Source organism: Nostoc sp. DedSLP04 (assembly GCF_034530775.1).
Lineage (GTDB): Bacteria > Cyanobacteriota > Cyanobacteriia > Cyanobacteriales > Nostocaceae > Nostoc.
In genome coordinates this window covers 24,021-42,222 of sequence record NZ_JAVRCL010000039.1, presented here as the reverse complement: position 1 = coordinate 42,222, position 18,202 = coordinate 24,021, and the positions used below count along the sequence as shown (strand labels likewise).

General features: G+C 46.6%; 2 protein-coding genes. Both read left to right on the top strand.

Annotated features, from left to right (window positions below; genetic code table 11):
• Positions 1-6 precede the first annotated feature (6 nt).
• On the top strand, positions 7-12,519 hold the full coding sequence (locus RMX89_RS21575) for an SDR family NAD(P)-dependent oxidoreductase (RefSeq protein WP_322690381.1): 12,513 nt from the start codon (positions 7-9) through the stop codon (positions 12,517-12,519).
• Complete coding sequence (locus RMX89_RS21570) at positions 12,516-18,185, top strand: type I polyketide synthase (protein ID WP_322690380.1); 5,670 nt, start codon at positions 12,516-12,518, stop codon at positions 18,183-18,185. The genes RMX89_RS21575 and RMX89_RS21570 overlap by 4 nt, the downstream gene beginning before the upstream one ends.
• The last annotated feature ends 17 nt before the right edge of the window (positions 18,186-18,202 follow it).

Below are 18,202 nucleotides of genomic sequence, written 5' to 3'. Positions count from 1 at the left end.
AAGCAAGTGGTTTCATCATCAGATGAGCGATCGCGGATAGCCAAAGAAGCACTAGTCAAGCTGCGGGAGACAAAAGCAAAGCTCACAGAGCTAGAACAAGCTCAGACTGAGCCGTTAGCAATTATCGGCATGAGTTGTCGGCTTCCTGGTGGTGCTAACTCACCGGAGGAGTTTTGGCAACACCTCAGAGCCGGAGCCGATCTGGTTTCAGAAGTACCTCTAAATCGCTGGGATATTCAAGCGTTCTACGATCCCAACCCTGGCACACCGGGCAAAATTTACACCCGCCAGGGCGCATTTCTCAATCTACCCATCGATCGCTTTGATGCTCAATTCTTCGGCATTTCCCCAAGAGTTGCCAATTTTTTAGATCCTCAACAAAGGCTGCTCCTAGAAGTTTGCTGGGAAAGTTTAGAGTGCGCTGGCGTACCTTCTAAGTCGCTGCTAGGAAGCAAAACGGGTGTTTTTGTCGGGCTGATGAACCTAGAGTATCCCACCATAGCTTTTCCCAACTACGAAGCCATCAATGCCCACTCAGCCTCCGGCTCGGCTCCTAGCACTGCTGCGGGACGAATCGCCTTTACCTTTGGTTTGCAAGGCCCAACTCTAACTGTAGACACCGCTTGCTCCTCATCGCTGGTAGCGGTTCATTTAGCTTGCCAAAGTTTGCGGCTTGGGGAATCCAACTTGGCGCTGGCTTGTGGCATTAACCTGATGCTAGTTCCAGAAAGTTACATTGCTGAATGTCAGGCGCATACTCTTTCTCCCGACGGGCGTTGCAAGACCTTTGATGCCACAGCCAATGGTTATGGACGTGGAGAAGGATGTGGTGTGGTGGTTCTGAAACGCCTTTCGGATGCCCAACGAGATGGGGATAATATCTTAGCGCTGATTCGAGGCAGTGCCGTTAATCAAGATGGTCGCAGTGGTGGTTTGACAGTGCCTAACGGGCCTGCCCAAGAACAAGTTATTCGTCAAGCACTGAACAATGGCAAAATCGATCCGGCTCAGATTAGCTATATCGAAGCTCATGGTACGGGAACGTCTCTAGGAGATCCCATCGAAATTGTTGCTTTAGATGGGGTGTTTGGGAAAAATCACACCTTAGAAACACCCTTGATTGTTGGTTCTGCGAAGACGAATATCGGGCATACAGAATCAACTGCGGGTATTGCGGGATTAATCAAGTTAGTTCTGCAACTGCAACATGAAGAAATTGCCCCCCACCTACATTTAAAACAACCTAATCCCCACATTAGCTGGTCAGAATTGGCGATTTATGTGCCAACCCAACTCATGCCCTGGTCGAAGGGGAATCAGCCTCGGTTGGCAGGAGTTAGTTCTTTTGGATTCAGTGGCACTAATGCTCATGTAATTGTCGAAGAAGCACCATTAAAGGAGCAGGGGAGCAGGGGAGCAGGGGAGCAGGGAAGCAGTGACAATAATATTTCCCCTCTGCCTCTCTACCCCTCTGCCCCCCATCCCCTCTGTCCCCCTGCCTCTTCTGAGCGTCCTTACCATCTCCTCACTTTATCGGCTAAAAGTCAGCAGGGGCTAGTCGATCTCGGTCAGTCTTATCAAACCTATTTGGAAAGTCATCCAGAGGTATTGCTTGAAGATATTTGTTTTAGTGCCAATACAGGACGCGATCGCTTTGACTACTGCCTTGGACTTGTTGCTGCTACAACCACCGAGCTGATTCAAAAGCTGAAAAATTGGCCAAATACTGGCAAAACTAATTCTGACAATCCACCAAAAATTGCTTTTCTATTCACAGGACAAGGTTCCCAGTATGCGGGGATGGGGCAACAACTCTATCAAACCCAACCAACTTTTAGAAAAGCACTTCAGCAATGCGATGAAATTCTACGTTCTGAACTAGAAATCCCTTTATTAGAAATACTCTATCCTCAAACAGACTCACCTTTAAACCAAACAGCTTATACCCAACCGGCTTTATTTGCCCTAGAATACGCACTTTATCAACTGTGGCGATCGTGGGGAATTACATGCAGCGCCGTCATCGGTCACAGCGTCGGCGAATACGTAGCTGCTTGTATAGCAGGAGTCTTTTCCCTAGAAGATGGACTCAAACTGATTGCTGCACGGGGTCGCCTCATGCAGCAGTTACTGACTCAAGGCATGATGGTATCGTTACTGATGCCAGTCGCACAAGTCAGAGAAATAATTGCTCCCTATTCAGAACAAGTATCAATTGCAGCTATTAATAGTCCTCACAGTACAGTTATTTCCGGTCAAGAAACCGCAGTTAAAACTATTGCTAGTCAATTAGAAAAACTGGGAGTCAAAAGCAAACAATTACAAGTTTCCCATGCCTTTCATTCACCATTAATGAAACCGATGGTGGTGCAATTTGAAGAAGTCGCTCGGCAAATTACTTATCATTCACCACAGTTAAAATTTATCTCTAACATCACAGGTGCAATTGCCACTGAGGAAGTAATGACACCGGAATATTGGTGTCGCCACATTCTTGCACCTGTGAACTTTGCTGCCAGTATACAGACATTACACCAGCAAGGCTATGAAGTATTTGTCGAATGCGGCCCTCAACCGATTTTATTAGGTATGGGTCGCCAATGCTTATCTGATGAAGGCTTTACATGGTTGCCATCCTTGCGAGGAGGAGAAGAAGATTGGCAGCAAATTCTCTCCAGTTTGGCAGATTTGTATATGCGTGGAGTAGCGATCGCTTGGACTGGATTTTATCAAAATCTTCATTATCGTAAAGTAGTTTTGCCCACTTATCCTTTCCAGAGAAAACGCTACTGGGCGGAACTTACTCCAGCAAACAAACACAAACCTACTTCTGAGCAACAAACCCAGGTAATAGCACTACTCGAAGCAGGGCAAACTGAGCAGTTGTCCCAACTTCTCAGCAGAACCGATCGCCAATTAAATGTTGCTCAAGTTGAAATTTTAGAGCGACTGATTCAAGAACATCAACAGCAACAAGCGATCGCTTCAATTCAGGATTGTCTGTATGAAGTGCAATGGCAACCCAGCCCTAACACTGTTTCTGCTGCTGAAAATTCCACACCTGGTCATTGGCTGATTCTAGCCAACTCAGGGACTTTAGCTTCTACCCTAGCTCAAGTTTTAGAGCAACAGGGACAAACCTGTTCTCTAGTAACTTCAGGAAAGGCAGATGGCAGATGGCAGGAGGCAGAAGGTTTTACGCTTGGGGAAAGCCCACTCATCGGTATTATTCACCTGTGGAGTTTGGATTTACCTGCGACGGAAACGCTAACTACAGCTACTTTGACAGGTAGCGTAAATACCAATTGCAGGCAACTACTGGATGTCATGAAAACTGTGGTATCCCAGCCTTGGAGTAGCACCGCTAAACTTTGGGTAATCACAGAGAACGCGATCGCTCTAGGTAAAGATTTACCAGCCATTTCTCAAGCACCTGTGTGGGGTCAAAGTCGGGCGTTTGGGCTGGAGTATCCCCAACATTGGGGCGGGTTAATAGACACAGATCGGCAAGCAAATGTTGAGGAAAAAGCTCAGGCGATCGCAATGGAGTTATTGGGAACTTCAGGAGAGGAACACATAGCTTATCATTCAGGAACCCGGTATGTTGCTCGACTTGTTAAAAGCTACCCAGAAAGTACCTCTAAATTCTCTATTAAGAGCGATCGCTCTTATCTAATTAGCGGCGGATTAGGAGGCTTAGGATTAAGTGTCGCTCAGTGGCTAGTGGAACAAGGCGCTCGATACTTGATTTTACTCAGTCGCAGTGGCATCAATACTAGAGAAAAACAAGAAGCTGTTAAGCAACTCCGGGCAGCAGGAGTAGAAATTATTACGCCTATAGCTGATGTGAGTGACGGTGAAAGTCTGCGAAATGCCATGTCAGAGCTACTTAGAAAACTACCTCCTATCAGTGGAATTGCTAATACAGCAGGTAGCGATGGTGGTATGTATCGGATTGCCGAGCTAGAGCATTCAATACTACACCAAACGCTACAACCCAAAGTAGCTGGTACTTGGAATTTACACCAAATTAGTCAGGATTGGGAATTAGACTTTTTTATCAACTTCTCTTCCATCGCTGCTGTGTGGGGATCGGCAAACCAATCTCACTACGCTGCTGCTAATGAATTTCAAAATCTCTTTGCAGCTTACCGCCAGTCTCAAGGATTACCAGGCTTAACCGTGAATTGGTCTGCTGTTATCGGCGCAGGTATGATAAATCAACCTGGGGCTGAAGCCTTAACCCAAAGATTGCAGAAGATTGGCGTAGGGAGTTTGAATTTGACCCAGGTTAAAGCTGCGATGGGGTTACTGTTGAATTCCCAGAATCGCCAAATTGTTGTCGCGCCCGTAGATTGGGAACGCTTTGGGACAATTTATGCAGTAGGTCGAACTCGGCGATTGCTGGAGCAACTTGCACCGCAAACTCAACTTGAGCAAGCAATCAAGACAGCACAACCAACACAGTTGCGTGAACAACTGGCATCAGTTCCAACCGCAGAAGGTCTGGAAATATTACGCCGCACCTTGCAGAAAGAAGTGGCGCGGGTATTGGGCTTGCCGATAGAGGAATTACCAGCGCTTGAGCAAGGATTTTTTGAGTTGGGAATGGATTCGCTGACGGCAGTGGAATTACGCGATCGCCTCAACCAGCTTTTGGGGGTTAATTTACCCAGCACATTAAGTTTTGACTTTCCCAACATTGAACGGTTGACTCACTATCTCGCCACAGATGTACTAGCACTGGCCCAAGCAAAAGCAAACCAACCAAATGACCCAATTAGTGATATCTATGAACCCATAGCGATCGTTGGCATGAGTTGCCGCTTTCCTGGGGATGCTACAGATCCCGAAAGCTTCTGGCAATTGCTGGCATCGGGAACTAATACTAGAGCAGAAATTCCCCAAAATCGCTGGAACGTCGAAACTTATTATGACCCGACTCCAGGAATCCCAGGCAAAATTTACACTCGCTACGGTAATTTTATCAACAGTATTGATCGCTTCGACCCTGCCTTTTTTGGTATTTCTCCCCGCGAAGCTGTAGCGATCGATCCACAACACCGATTGTTGCTGGAAGTAAGTTGGGAAGCTCTAGAACAAGCTGCGATCGCTCCTGAACGGCTGGCTGGTGCGTCTGTAGGAGTCTTTGTCGGCAACGACGGACACGACTACGAGCAGTTAATTGCCCAACATTTGCAGCAAAACCCTGATAGTCCTGTTGGCACTTTCGCTGGAACTGGTAATGCTTTTTCTAGTGCGGCTGGTCGTCTAGCCTACACTTTCGGTTTTACGGGACCAACCCTGGCTATTGATACCGCCTGCTCATCATCGTTAGTCGCTATTCACCAAGCTTGTAATAGTTTGCACTTACGCGAATGTCAAATGGCGATCGCTGGTGGTGTCAAACTCCATCTTACTCCTGCCTCTTACATCTGGGCTTCCAGTGTGCGGATGATTTCTGGTGATGGTTTGTGCAAAACTTTTGATGTCTCAGCCGATGGCTATGCCCGTGGCGAAGGCTGTGGTATGGTAGTCTTGAAGCGTCTGGGTGAAGCTCAACGCGATGGAGACAGGATTCTAGCTCTAATTCGGGGCAGTGCAGTCAACCACGATGGTTCTAGTAGTGGTTTAACTGTCCCTAACGGGCAGGCTCAACAGCAACTTATTTCTCAAGCACTTGCTTGGGCGCAACTCCAACCTCATCAAATTAGTTACCTAGAGGCTCATGGAACTGGCACATCTTTAGGAGATCCAATCGAACTCAATGCCGCCGCCGCAGTTTTAGGGCAGGAACGCACTCCAGAATCTCCGTTATTTGTTGGCTCAGTTAAGACAAATATCGGTCACTTAGAAGCAGCAGCAGGGGTTTCAGGGCTGATTAAAGTTGTTTTAGCAATGCAACATCAGATGATTCCACCCCACTTGCACCTACAGCACCCTAATCCTAAAATTGATTGGAAAAATTTGCCTATCAAAATTCCGACTACGTTAACTCCTTGGGTTTCGTGCGATCGCCGCAGGGCTGGAATAAGTTCTTTTGGGTTTACCGGAACTAATGCTCATCTAGTGCTTGAAGAAGCGCCACCGTTACCGGATGCAGTAGAGATGAAAGGGGAACGCCCTCTGCATCTGCTGAATTTATCTGCCAAAAATGCAGCAGCATTGAAGCAATTAGCGCTCAATTACTGCGAATACTTGCGCTCAGATGGCACGCAGCCACTCGCTGACATCTGTTTCACTGCTCACGCAGGACGTTTACACTTTAGCGATCGCTTGAGTGTACTAGGAGCAACAGTCGCCGAGATGGCAACCAAACTTACTGCTTTCTCTCGTCATGAAGAGTTGCCTGGACTCAGTAGCGGGATAGTTGGGAATGAACCTCCGAAAATCGCCTTCCTATTCACAGGACAAGGTTCCCAGTATGCGGGGATGGGACAACAACTCTATCAAACCCAACCAAGTTTTAGAAAAGCAATTCAACAATGCGATGAAATTCTGCGTTCGGAACTAGAAATTCCTTTATTAGAAATACTTTATTATCAAACAAATTCACCTTTAAACCAAACAGCTTATACCCAACCCGCCTTATTTGCCCTAGAATACGCCCTGTATCAACTTTGGCAATCTTGGGGAATTACACCTGATGCTGTCATGGGTCACAGCGTCGGCGAGTATGTAGCGGCTTGTGTAGCTGGAGTCTTTAACTTAGAAGATGGATTAAAACTGATTGCTGCAAGGGGTCGCCTCATGCAGCAGTTGCCGACTGAGGGCATGATGGTAGCTTTACTCGCCCCAGTTGCACAAGTCACAGAAGCAATTTCTCACTATTTAGAACCAGTATCAATTGCTGCTATTAATAGTCCTCAAAGTACAGTAGTTTCCGGTCAAACAGGCGTAGTGCTAGCCATTGTTAACGAACTGGAAAAACTAGGAATCAAAAGCAAGCAACTACAAGTTTCTCATGCCTTTCACTCACCACTGATGAAACCAATGGTAGGGCAATTTGAGCAAGTTGCACGCCAGATTACCTATCATCAGCCGCAGCTAAAATTTATCTCTAATATCACAGGCACATTTGCCACTTCTGAGGTGACAACACCTGAATATTGGTGTCACCATATTCTCGCACCTGTAAATTTTGCTGCCAGTATGCAGACATTACACCAGCAGGGTTATAAAGTATTTCTCGAATGTAGTTCGCAACCAATTTTATTAGGTATGGGTCGCCAATGCATATCTGATGAAGGCTCTACATGGTTGCCATCGTTGCGAATTGGACAAGAAGATTGGCAACAAATTCTGCAAAGTTTGGGAAAATTGTATGTTTTGGGAGCAAAGGTAAATTGGGTGGGATTTGAGAGCGACTACCGCTGTCGCAAGGTGAAATTACCTACTTACCCTTTTCAAAGACAGAGTTACTGGCTAGAAACTCCATCTCAACCCACAACGAAGCCAAGCTACAACCGACATCCCTTACTTGGTGAAAGATTACAACTAGCCAGCCGTACCAAAGAGATTTTCTTTGAATCTATTATTAGTGCATCATCTCCAGCTTACCTAGCTGACCACTGGATATTTGAGCAGATAATTTTTCCAGGTGCAGCTTATTTAGAAATGGCGACATCTGCAGGAGCTAATATTTTTCAATCGGATTGTATCGTGCTGGAAAATGTGGCAATAGAGCAGCCTCTAATTTTAGAAACACAACACCAGGAGAAGATTGTCCAAGTAATCTTGAGTCCTTTAGAAAATCAGGGTTATAACTTCGAGATTTGCAGCCGTGACTCTCAGAGAGAAAATAGTGAGAACCCTTGGACTGTCCATACTACAGGTACAGTTTTAGCAAACCAGACAAACACAATCCCCGCAGAATTAGATTTAGACACTTGGGCAAATCAGGAGTCAATCGATCTCAAGGAATTTTACCAGCAGTTACAACAGCAGGGCATTGATTACGGTATCAGTTTCCAAGGATTGCAAAAGTTACAGCGAGGACAGAATCAAGCTTTAGGGCAGATTCAACTTCCTGCAAAGGTGAGTCGAGGAACCCTATTCCCTCGATCAAAGGTCGGCGACTATTGGCTCCATCCAGCGTTGTTAGATGCAGCGATGCAGGTTGTGGGTGGTCTTGTGGAAATATATCGAGTTAGCACCTACATTCCCGTCTCTCTTGAACGTTTGATAGTGTACCGCCGTCCCAGCTTGGAAATATGGGCAGTTGCTTCTTTGCAAGAGCAGTCAAATTTTGCCTTCAAAGCTCAGGTTACATTGTTTGATAGCGCTCGCCAAGTTGTAGCAGTGCTGGATGGCTTACGATTCCAAGCAGTCACATCTCAAGCACTTCTAAATCAAGGTAAAGACTCTCTACAGGATTGCCTTTATGAAGTGGAATGGCGATCGCAGTCCCGGTTTGGCAAATTAGAACCTCCGCACTTTATTCCATCTCCAGAGGCGATCGCTAACCAACTCCAACCGCATCTAGAGCGTTTGATTAGTGGCGATGACATCCAGATTTACAGTACTCTCCTGCCCCAACTCGATCGGTTAAGTTTAGAGTATATTATCCAAGCATTAAGTCAACTGGGATGGTCTTTCCCAGTCGGAGATAAATTCTCGCTCTTAAATGCTGCTCAACGTTTGGGTGTCGTACCCCAACACCACCAACTCTTACAACACCTGTTACAGATTCTTACGGCAGAGCAAATTTTGACGGCAATTTCCGGTCAGTGGCAAGTACGCCAGCTTCTACCTGCTGCTAATCCAGATATTTATCTCGAAAGTTTGCAACCATACACTACTCTTATTCAAGGCGAACTAACTTTGGTGCAGCGCTGTGGAGAGAACCTGTGTGCAGTCTTGCGTGGTGCTGTGGAGCCAACTCAAGTAGTTTTTCCCACCGCAGATATTGATTCAGCTACTCAGCTTTACCAAGACTCCCCCGCCGCGCAAATTTACAACACTCTGGTGCAACAGGTTGTGAAAATAGCAATAGCTGATGCACCACCCCAACGGGGAATTCGGATTTTAGAAATTGGTGCAGGTACGGGAGGAACGACCAGCTATTTATTGCCAGAACTACAGGCTAGTCAAACGCGCTATTGTTTTACTGATATTGGTCAACTGTTCCTCAGTAAAGCCCAAAACCGATTTGAAAATTATAAATTTGTCGATTACAAAACTCTCGACATCGAGCAAGAGCCAACAACTCAAGGTTTTGATGCTCATGAATACGATGTAGTCATAGCAGCCAACGTTTTACATGCCACTCAGAATATCAACCAAACCCTACAGCATGTCAAACAGTTACTAGCTCCAGAAGGGTTGCTCGTTTTGCTAGAAGGAACCGATCGCCAACGTTGGATAGATTTGATTTTCGGTTTGCTACCAGGCTGGTGGCGTTTCCAAGACCGAGAATTACGACCCGATAACCCTTTACTCAAAGTTTGCCAATGGCAACAAGTGCTACAAAGCAATGGGTTGAGTCCTGTTGCTGTGCTACCGCCACCAGCAGCAGGAGTGGGAGCGAAACAGTCGGTAATTATCGCTCAAAATATTGAGCAACCTGTAGAGAAATCAACAGTTAAGCGGGGTTGGCTGATTCTCGCAGATCGGCAGGGAGTCGGCAGCCAACTGGCTGAACATCTGCAAACTCAAGGCGAAACTTGCACTCTGGTATTCATCAAGCAACCTTTGGCAACTGAACAGTCGTTACAACTAGAACAGTCTGCTTCCCCCCAAGAATACCAGCAACTAATCAAAGAGATTGCCGACCAAACGCCGGGATTACATGGCATTATTCATTGTTGGACACTTAATAGCCCTGAAGCTTCAGCGATTAATGCTCAAAATCTGGAAGCGATCGCTCACTTAGGATGTGGTACAGTCTTATCCCTTGTACAAGCAGCGATCGCCGCTAACCTTTCTCCGCAACCCCGACTATGGATAGTAACTCGTGGTACACAACCCGCCGATCGCTCAGAACTGAACTTATCTGGAGTGGGGCAGTCATCTTTATGGGGTATGGGCAAAGCGATCGCTCTAGAGCATCCAGAATTACAGTGTACGCGCATAGATTTAGATCCCAACGACAATATTGAGTCACAAGCCGCTAGTCTTTGGGCTGAAGTGTGGGCACAAGACCAAGAAGACCAAATTGCTTTACGGCGCAATGCTCGGTATGTTCCTCGCTTAATTGCCAATTCTCAGATTTTGGCACAGCAGTCATCATTGTCCATTCCATCCAGCCCTTTTCAAATCACAATGACGAGTCGAGGTTCCTTAGATAAACTGATCTTGGCATCGACAACTCGCCGTTCTCCCAATTCAGGGGAAGTAGAAATTCAAGTCAAAGCCACTGGACTGAACTTTCTAGATGTCATCGCTGCTCTAGATTTGATTCCAGAACAAGTGGATGGTGTTTCTCAGTCACATCTCAAACAGATGGTGAGTTTTGGTGGCGAATGTGCCGGAACGATCGCGGCTTTAGGAGCAGGAGTTGAGGAATTTGCTCTTGGCGATTCAGTAATTGCCGTAGTTGAGGGTGCTTTTAGTCAATATGTTACTGTCAAGGCTACCCAAGTCGTTAGTAAACCTCAACGCCTAAGCTTTACCGAAGCCGCCTCCATTCCCAGTAACTTTTTAACTGCTTATTATGCCCTGAAGCATTTAACAGGGGAGCAGGGGAGCAGGGGAGCAGGGGAGCAGAGTATCGCCCACAAGGGGCAAGGTTTTGAACCTTATCTTTTTGGTAAACGGGTATTAATTCACGCTGCTGCTGGCGGAACTGGCATCGCCGCAGTCCAAATTGCCCAAAAAGCTGGAGCAGAAGTTTTCGCTACCGCCAGTCCCTCCAAGTGGAAAACCCTGAAAGCGATGGGTGTGCAACATATTATGAATTCCCGCACAACTGAATTTGGCGATCGGGTAATGCAACTAACCCAAGGACAAGGAGTAGATATTGTTCTCAACTCGTTAACATCTGGTGATTTTGTTGCCAAGAGTCTCTCAGTCTTGAGAGAAGGTGGACACTTCATCGAAATTGCCAAGCGTGGAGTGTGGACAAGTGCCCAAGTTGCCGCCGTTCGTCCAGATATTACCTATACAACTTTCGACTTGATACGTACTGCTCAAGAGCAACCAGACTTGATACATTCATTGCTGACAGAAATAGCAGAAAAGTTTGCCAGTAGTTATTTTCAACCTTCACCATTAAGAGTATTTCCCATTCAGCAGACTGTACAAGCTTTTCGCTATATGCAACAAGCCAAGCATATTGGCAAAATTGTTGTCACTCAAGAAGATGAATCAGAAACTCCCTTATCTTTTTCTGCCGATGGCACTTATTTTATTACAGGTGGCTTGGGTGGGTTGGGATTATTAGTCGCCCAATGGTTGGTTGCTCGTGGTGGCAAACATCTAGTATTAGTCAGTCGTAGCCCAGCTAATTCAGCAGAGCAAAAACAAATTAACGCGATCGCACAAACTGGCGTTGAGGTAAAAGTCATTCAAGCTGATGTTGCTGATTATGAAGCCATGAGCCAGGTGTTTACTAATATCCGCCAATCTTTACCAACCTTAAGGGGTATTATTCACTCAGCAGGAATGCTCGACGATGCCACATTACAACACCAGAGTTGGGAAAAATTTTCTCGTGTGATGGCTCCCAAGGTACAAGGAGCTTGGAATTTACATCAATTAACTCTCACAGATACAATAGATTTCTTTATTTTGTTTTCCTCGGTTTCTTCATTACTCGGTGTCCCTGGACAAGCCAATCATGCCGCAGCGAATGCGTTTCTAGATGGATTTGCCCATTATCGGCGATCGCTCGGTTTACCCGGTCAAAGTCTCCACTTAGGAACAGTGTCCCAAATCGGAGAAGCGGCACAAAAAGGAGCTGACGTGCGCGGACAACAGCTAGGAATCAAACCGATTCGACCGCAACAGGTATTACTAGCCCTAGAACAATTACTCAAGCAACCAGAAGCTGTAGAAGTTGGGTTAGTTGCCATAAACTGGTCTAATAAACAGGGCTTGTCCCATTGGTTAAACTACCGTTTCTTAGCAGATTGGCAGGAGAAAACTGACTCTTCATCTATTAAAATCGAGTCGGAATTTCTGCAACAATGGCGGACAGCATTGCCTAGCGAACGACGACGGTTGCTGTTAAACCACGTACAACAGCAAGTAGCCCATGTATTAGGTATGGCTTCAGCAAAAACCATTAATGAACGATCGGGCTTTTTTGACTTGGGAATGGACTCACTAACTGCTGTGGAGTTAAGAAACCGATTACAAGGGAGTTTGGGCTATTCACTGCCAGCAACAGCGATTATGGACTATCCCACAATCGAGACTCTGGTTAATTACTTAGTGCAGAATCTATTACCCGATGACCAGTCAGCTGCACCGGAAACAACAGAAATAACTCAAAGCAGCCATGCAGATTTAGCCGATTTATCTCAAGAAGAATTGGCAGCATTACTGGCTGATGAACTATACGGAGGTGGAGAATGAGTCAGAGTAATCCCCAACCAGACTATGCCAAACTTCTCAAAGACGCTGTGCTGGAAATTAGGGAGCAGAAGGCCAAGCTGAACGCCCTCTTGAGTGCCAAGACTGAACCGATCGCGATTATCGGTATGGGTTGCCGCTTTCCAGGTGGCGCAAACGATCCAGAAATGTTCTGGCAACTACTCTACCAGGGTAAAGATGCGATCGCCGAAGTTCCTGGCGATCGTTGGGATATCAACGCCTACTATCACCCCGATCCCGATGCCCCAGCCAAGATGAATACACGCTATGGGGGTTTTGTCAATAACCCACAAGAGTTTGACCCCCATTTCTTTGGCATATCTGCCCGCGAAGCTATATCCCTCGATCCGCAACAGCGCCTTCTGTTGGAGGTTACTTGGGAAACCCTAGAAGCAGCCGCAGTTACCCCTGAAGTGTTGGCGAAAGTTTTAACGGGTGTTTTCATTGGCATTTGTAGCAATGACTATACCCAGAATCTCTTTAACCAAGGAGAGGAGCAGATTGATGCCTACCTAGCAACTGGCAACTCTCACAGTATTGCCTCTGGGCGATTGTCTTACCTGCTAGGATTAACTGGGCCGTGCCTCTCTGTAGATACAGCCTGTTCTTCTTCCTTAGTAGCCGTGCATTTGGCTTGTACAAGTCTGCGTAACCAAGAGTGTGATGTGGCGATCGCTGGCGGAGTCCAACGACTCTTATCCCCAGTATTCAATATCAACTTTACAAAAGCGCGAATGCTGTCTGCTGATGGGCGCTGCAAAACCTTCGATGCTAGTGCTGATGGCTTTGTCCGCTCTGAAGGTTGCGGCGTTATTCTGCTCAAACGTTTATCTGATGCGATCGCTGCTGGAGATAATATTCTGGCCTTAATTCGCGGTTCCGCTATCAATCAGGACGGACATACTAGTGGGCTGACAGTTCCTAATGGCCCTTCGCAACAAGCTGTAATTCGTCGCGCCCTAGCAGCAAGCGGTGTCGAGCCTGCCCAAGTCAGCTATATTGAAGCTCACGGCACAGGCACATCTTTGGGCGATCCGATTGAGATGAGAGCGTTAGGAGCAGTATTTAGCAGCAGTCATTCACCCGATCGCCCTTTAATCGTTGGTTCTGTAAAAACTAATATCGGACATCTAGAAGGAGCAGCCGGAATTGCTGGGCTAATGAAAGTCGTCCTACAGCTTCAGCATGACAGCATCGCTCCGCACTTACACCTCAAGCAACCTAATCCCTACATTGACTGGAGCAAACTAGCGATCGCCATACCGACGGATAGCATGGCTTGGGTTCGAGGAGAAAAGCCCCGACTGGCAGGGGTTAGCTCATTTGGCTTTAGCGGTACAAATGCCCATGTGGTGCTGGAAGAAGCACCATTAAAGGAGCAGGGGAGCAGGGGAGGAGTGACAATGGTATTTCCCCTCTGCCTCTTTGCCCCTCTGCCCCTCTGCCTCTCTACCCCTCTGCCTCTCTACCCCTCTGCCTCTCTACCCCTCTGCCCCCTTGCCTCTTCTGAGCGTCCCGTCCATCTTTTTTGCCTATCAGCGAAGAATGAAAGGGCTTTATTGCAGTTGGTAGAGCGATATCGAACTTACCTGGAAACTACGCCAGAATTAGAGTTAGCTGATGTTTGTTTTACTGCGAATACTGGGCGATCGCACTTTGACTATCGAATGGCGATCGTTGCAGGTTCAACAAAGGAGCTAGTCGAACAGCTAGCTATGACGATTAGTTCTGGTAGGGTATACGAGCCAGAAATTACCTTCCTATTCACAGGACAAGGTTCACAGTATATGGGGATGGGGCAACAACTCTATCAAACCCAACCAACGTTTAGAAAAGCACTTCAGGAATGCGATGAAATTCTACGTTCTGAACTAGAAATCCCTTTATTAGAAATACTTTATCCTCAAACAGACAAAGATTCACCTTTAAACCAAACAGCTTATACCCAACCCGCCTTATTTGCCCTAGAATACACCCTTTATCAACTGTGGCGATCGTGGGGAATTACACCTAGTGCAGTAATAGGTCATAGTGTGGGTGAGTATGTAGCCGCTTGTATAGCTGGAGTGTTTAGCCTAGAAGATGGACTGAAACTAATTGCTGCCAGGGGGCGGTTGATGCAGCATTTAGCGACTGAGGGCATGATGGTATCGTTATTTATGCCAGTCGCACAAGTCAGAGAAATAATTGCCCCTTACTCAGAACAACTATCAATTGCAGCTATTAATAGTCCTCAAAGTACAGTCATTTCCGGTCAAACAGCCACAGTACAAGCCATTGTTACCGAACTAGAAAAACTGGGAGTCAAAAGCAAACAATTACAAGTTTCTCACGCTTTTCACTCACCACTGATGAAACCAATGGTGGCGCAATTCGAGTCAGTCGCACGGCAGATTACCTATCATTCGCCTCACCTGAAGTTAATTTCTAACATTACAGGTGCAATTGCCACCTCAGAAGTCACAACACCGGAATACTGGAGTCGCCATATTCTCGCACCTGTGGACTTTGCAGCCAGTATGCAGACATTACACCAACAAGGTTATGAAGTATTTCTCGAATGTAGTCCCCAACCGATTTTATTGGGTATGGGTCGTCAGTGTTTACCCGATAATAGCGGTGTCTGGTTGCCATCCTTGCAAATGGGACAAGAAGATTTGCAGCAAATGCTCTCCAGTTTAGGACAATTGTACGTTTTGGGAGCAAAAGTAAATTGGGTGGGATTTGAGAGCGACTACTGCCATCGCAAGGTGAAATTACCTACTTATCCTTTTCAAAGACAACGGTATTGGGTAGAAACTCCGCCTCAGCACACAACAAAGCCAAGCCATAGTTTACATCCTTTACTTGGTGAGAGATTACAGTTAGCTGGTCGCAGCAAAGAGATTTTTTTTGAATCTATTATTAGTGCATCATCTCCGGCTTATCTAGCTGACCATCGGATCTTTGAGCAAGTAATTGTGCCAGGTGCAGCTTATCTAGAGATGGCGATCGCGGCGGGAGCTAATATTTTCCAATCTGACTGCATCGTGTTGGAAAACGTGGCAATGGAGCAGCCTCTAATTTTAGCAGCCCAACCCGAAAAGATTATGCAGGTAGTTTTGCATCCTTTAGAAAGTCAGGGTTATCGGTTCGAGATTTGCAGTCGCGATCCTAAGAAAGAAAATGCTGAGAACCCCTGGACTGTCCATGCTACAGGTACAGTCTTACCAGGTGAAATCGGGTCTGTACCAAAAACAATTGATTTGACGAATTGGCTATCTCATGGTAATAAGATTGATCCTCAAGCTTTTTATCAGCGATCGCAAGAGCAAGGTATTTCATTCGGTGTCTGTTTCCATTCCCTACAGCAGCTAGGTTGCAAAGCAGGACTTGGTTATGCCCAAATCGAACTGCCAAAAGAGACGGGTATGAATGCTACACAAGGATACCAAATCCATCCTATTCTGCTGGATGCCGGACTTCAGTTGGCTGGTGCGGCTACACTCCAAGAAGGCGATCGCTCTTTCCCCTATCTGCCAATTGGTATTGAGCGTCTGCAAGTTTATCGGCGAGCTAACCGTCAGTTATGGGGACAAGCCGAAGCTAGAAATGCGATCACCTCAGAGGGTGAAATTTTGAGTAGTGATATCCAGTTAGTCGATCCTAGTGGGGCGGTGGTAGCTCAGATACAAGGCTTTGCTATGCGTCGTACTACCCGACAATCCCTAGAGCGCATGATTAAGCCAGATATTAGCAACTGGTTTTACGAACTTGACTGGCAGATGAAGTCTCTTCCTGTCAAAATTACAGATGCAACAGAGAAGTTTGCAGTAGGGCATTGGCTGATTTTTGCAGACTGTGAACTTGGTGAACAACTCAGCCAGCAGTTAACCCAGCACGGAGGAAGTTGTACAGTTGTCACCGTTGGGCAAAACTATCAGCAGCTAGATGAGAGACATTACCAAATTAATCCTCTAAAGCTAGATGACTTTAATCAGTTACTACATACAAGTTGCGATCGGCAAACAAAATTGCAAGGTGTAATTCATCTGTGGTCTTTAGAGGGTGCTTCCTCAGCAGAACTTGATCTAGATGAGTTGGAGCGATCGCAAATCCTGGGTTGTGCCAGTGTTTTACACCTAGTTCAAGCACTAGAGCAGCAGAGAGGAACTGAACCGATACAACTTTGGCTGGTGACAAAAGGTAGCCAAGCCGTGACAACAGAAGCTATAACTCAGGTACAGCAAACACCGTTATGGGGATTAGGACGGGCGATCGCTATGGAATATCCTCACCTGAAGTGTCGCCGATTAGACCTTGATCCAGATGGCTTTATCTCATTGAATCTGCACGCGATCGCAGATGAACTCTTCTCCCCAGACGGCGAAGACCAAATTGCCCACCGCCAAGGACAGCGCCATGTACTTAGATTAGTTCGCTCTCGACAACGGACGATAAGCGATCGCATTGCCATTCCAGAGTTAGCGAGTTATCTTATTGTCGGCGGATTGGGAACATTAGGTCTACAAGTTGCCCAGTGGTTGGCAGACAAAGGCGCTCGTCACCTTATACTATCTGGTCGTCGGGAGCCATCACTAATAGCCCTAGCAGCGATCGCCAAGTTAGAACAAGCGGGTGTACGGGTACTTGTTGAGCAAGCAGACGTTTCTAGCCAGTCCGATATGACTAGACTTCTAAACAAGATAGCAGCAGAGTTGCCATCACTGCGAGGAATTATCCATGCAGCAGGGATTTTAGATGATGGCATTCTCCAACAGCAATGTTGGGAGAGGTTTACCGGGGTCATGGCTGCAAAAGTGCGAGGAGCTTGGCTTTTGCATCAGCTTACTCAAGCCTTACCCCTAGACTTTTTTGTTTGTTTCTCATCAGCAGCATCCCTTATAGGCTCACCAGGGCAGGGTAACTATGCTGCCGCCAATGCCTTTCTCGATGGGTTGGCTCACTATCGCCGACAGCAAGGACTGGCAGGGTTGAGTATTAACTGGGGGCCTTGGGAGCAAGGAGGGATGGCAGCACAATTAGGAAACCAACATCACAGCCGAATGCAGAGTCATGGTTTGGGAACGATTTCACCAGAGCGGGGTTTGCAAGCATTAGAAGCGTTACTGGTGCAGGATGTAATTCAGGTCGGGATTATACCCGCGAACTGGCAGCAGTTACTAGCTCAAATAGCACCAGGAATAGAGGTGCCAATGTTGCAGAGTTGCAAACTTGTTGCAGCCGACCAACGGTACAAAGATCAACTACTCCAGCAGTTGCAAACTGCTCCCATTGAAGAACGCCGGGAGTTGCTCAGAGCTTACCTGCAAAGCGAGATTGCAAAAGTCTTGGGTCTGTCCAATCCTCAACAGGTAGAGCCGCAGCAAAGACTTTTTGACCTGGGTCTAGATTCCTTAACGGCGGTGGAGTTGAGAAATCGTTTGCAGACAAACTTGGGCTATACCATGCGTTCAACGCTGCTGTTCGACTATCCGACGCTTGCAGCACTCCTTGACTATCTGGCTGAAAACGTGATTCCGCTTCAGCCAGTAGAACTGTCAGAGGAGGTGAATGCTGTAGCAGTTCAGAGGCAACAGATATTAACAGCTTCGGAAGATGAAGCTGAAGCACTGCTGCTGAAAAAGCTAGAAGACCTTAATTTTTAATTCCTAAAATTTCCCAG

Bases quoted from the DNA above. Each gene is read 5' to 3' on its own strand.
- RMX89_RS21570 (WP_322690380.1), top strand. From the start codon at position 12,516: ATGAGTCAGAGTAATCCCCAACCAGACTATGCCAAACTTCTCAAAGAC.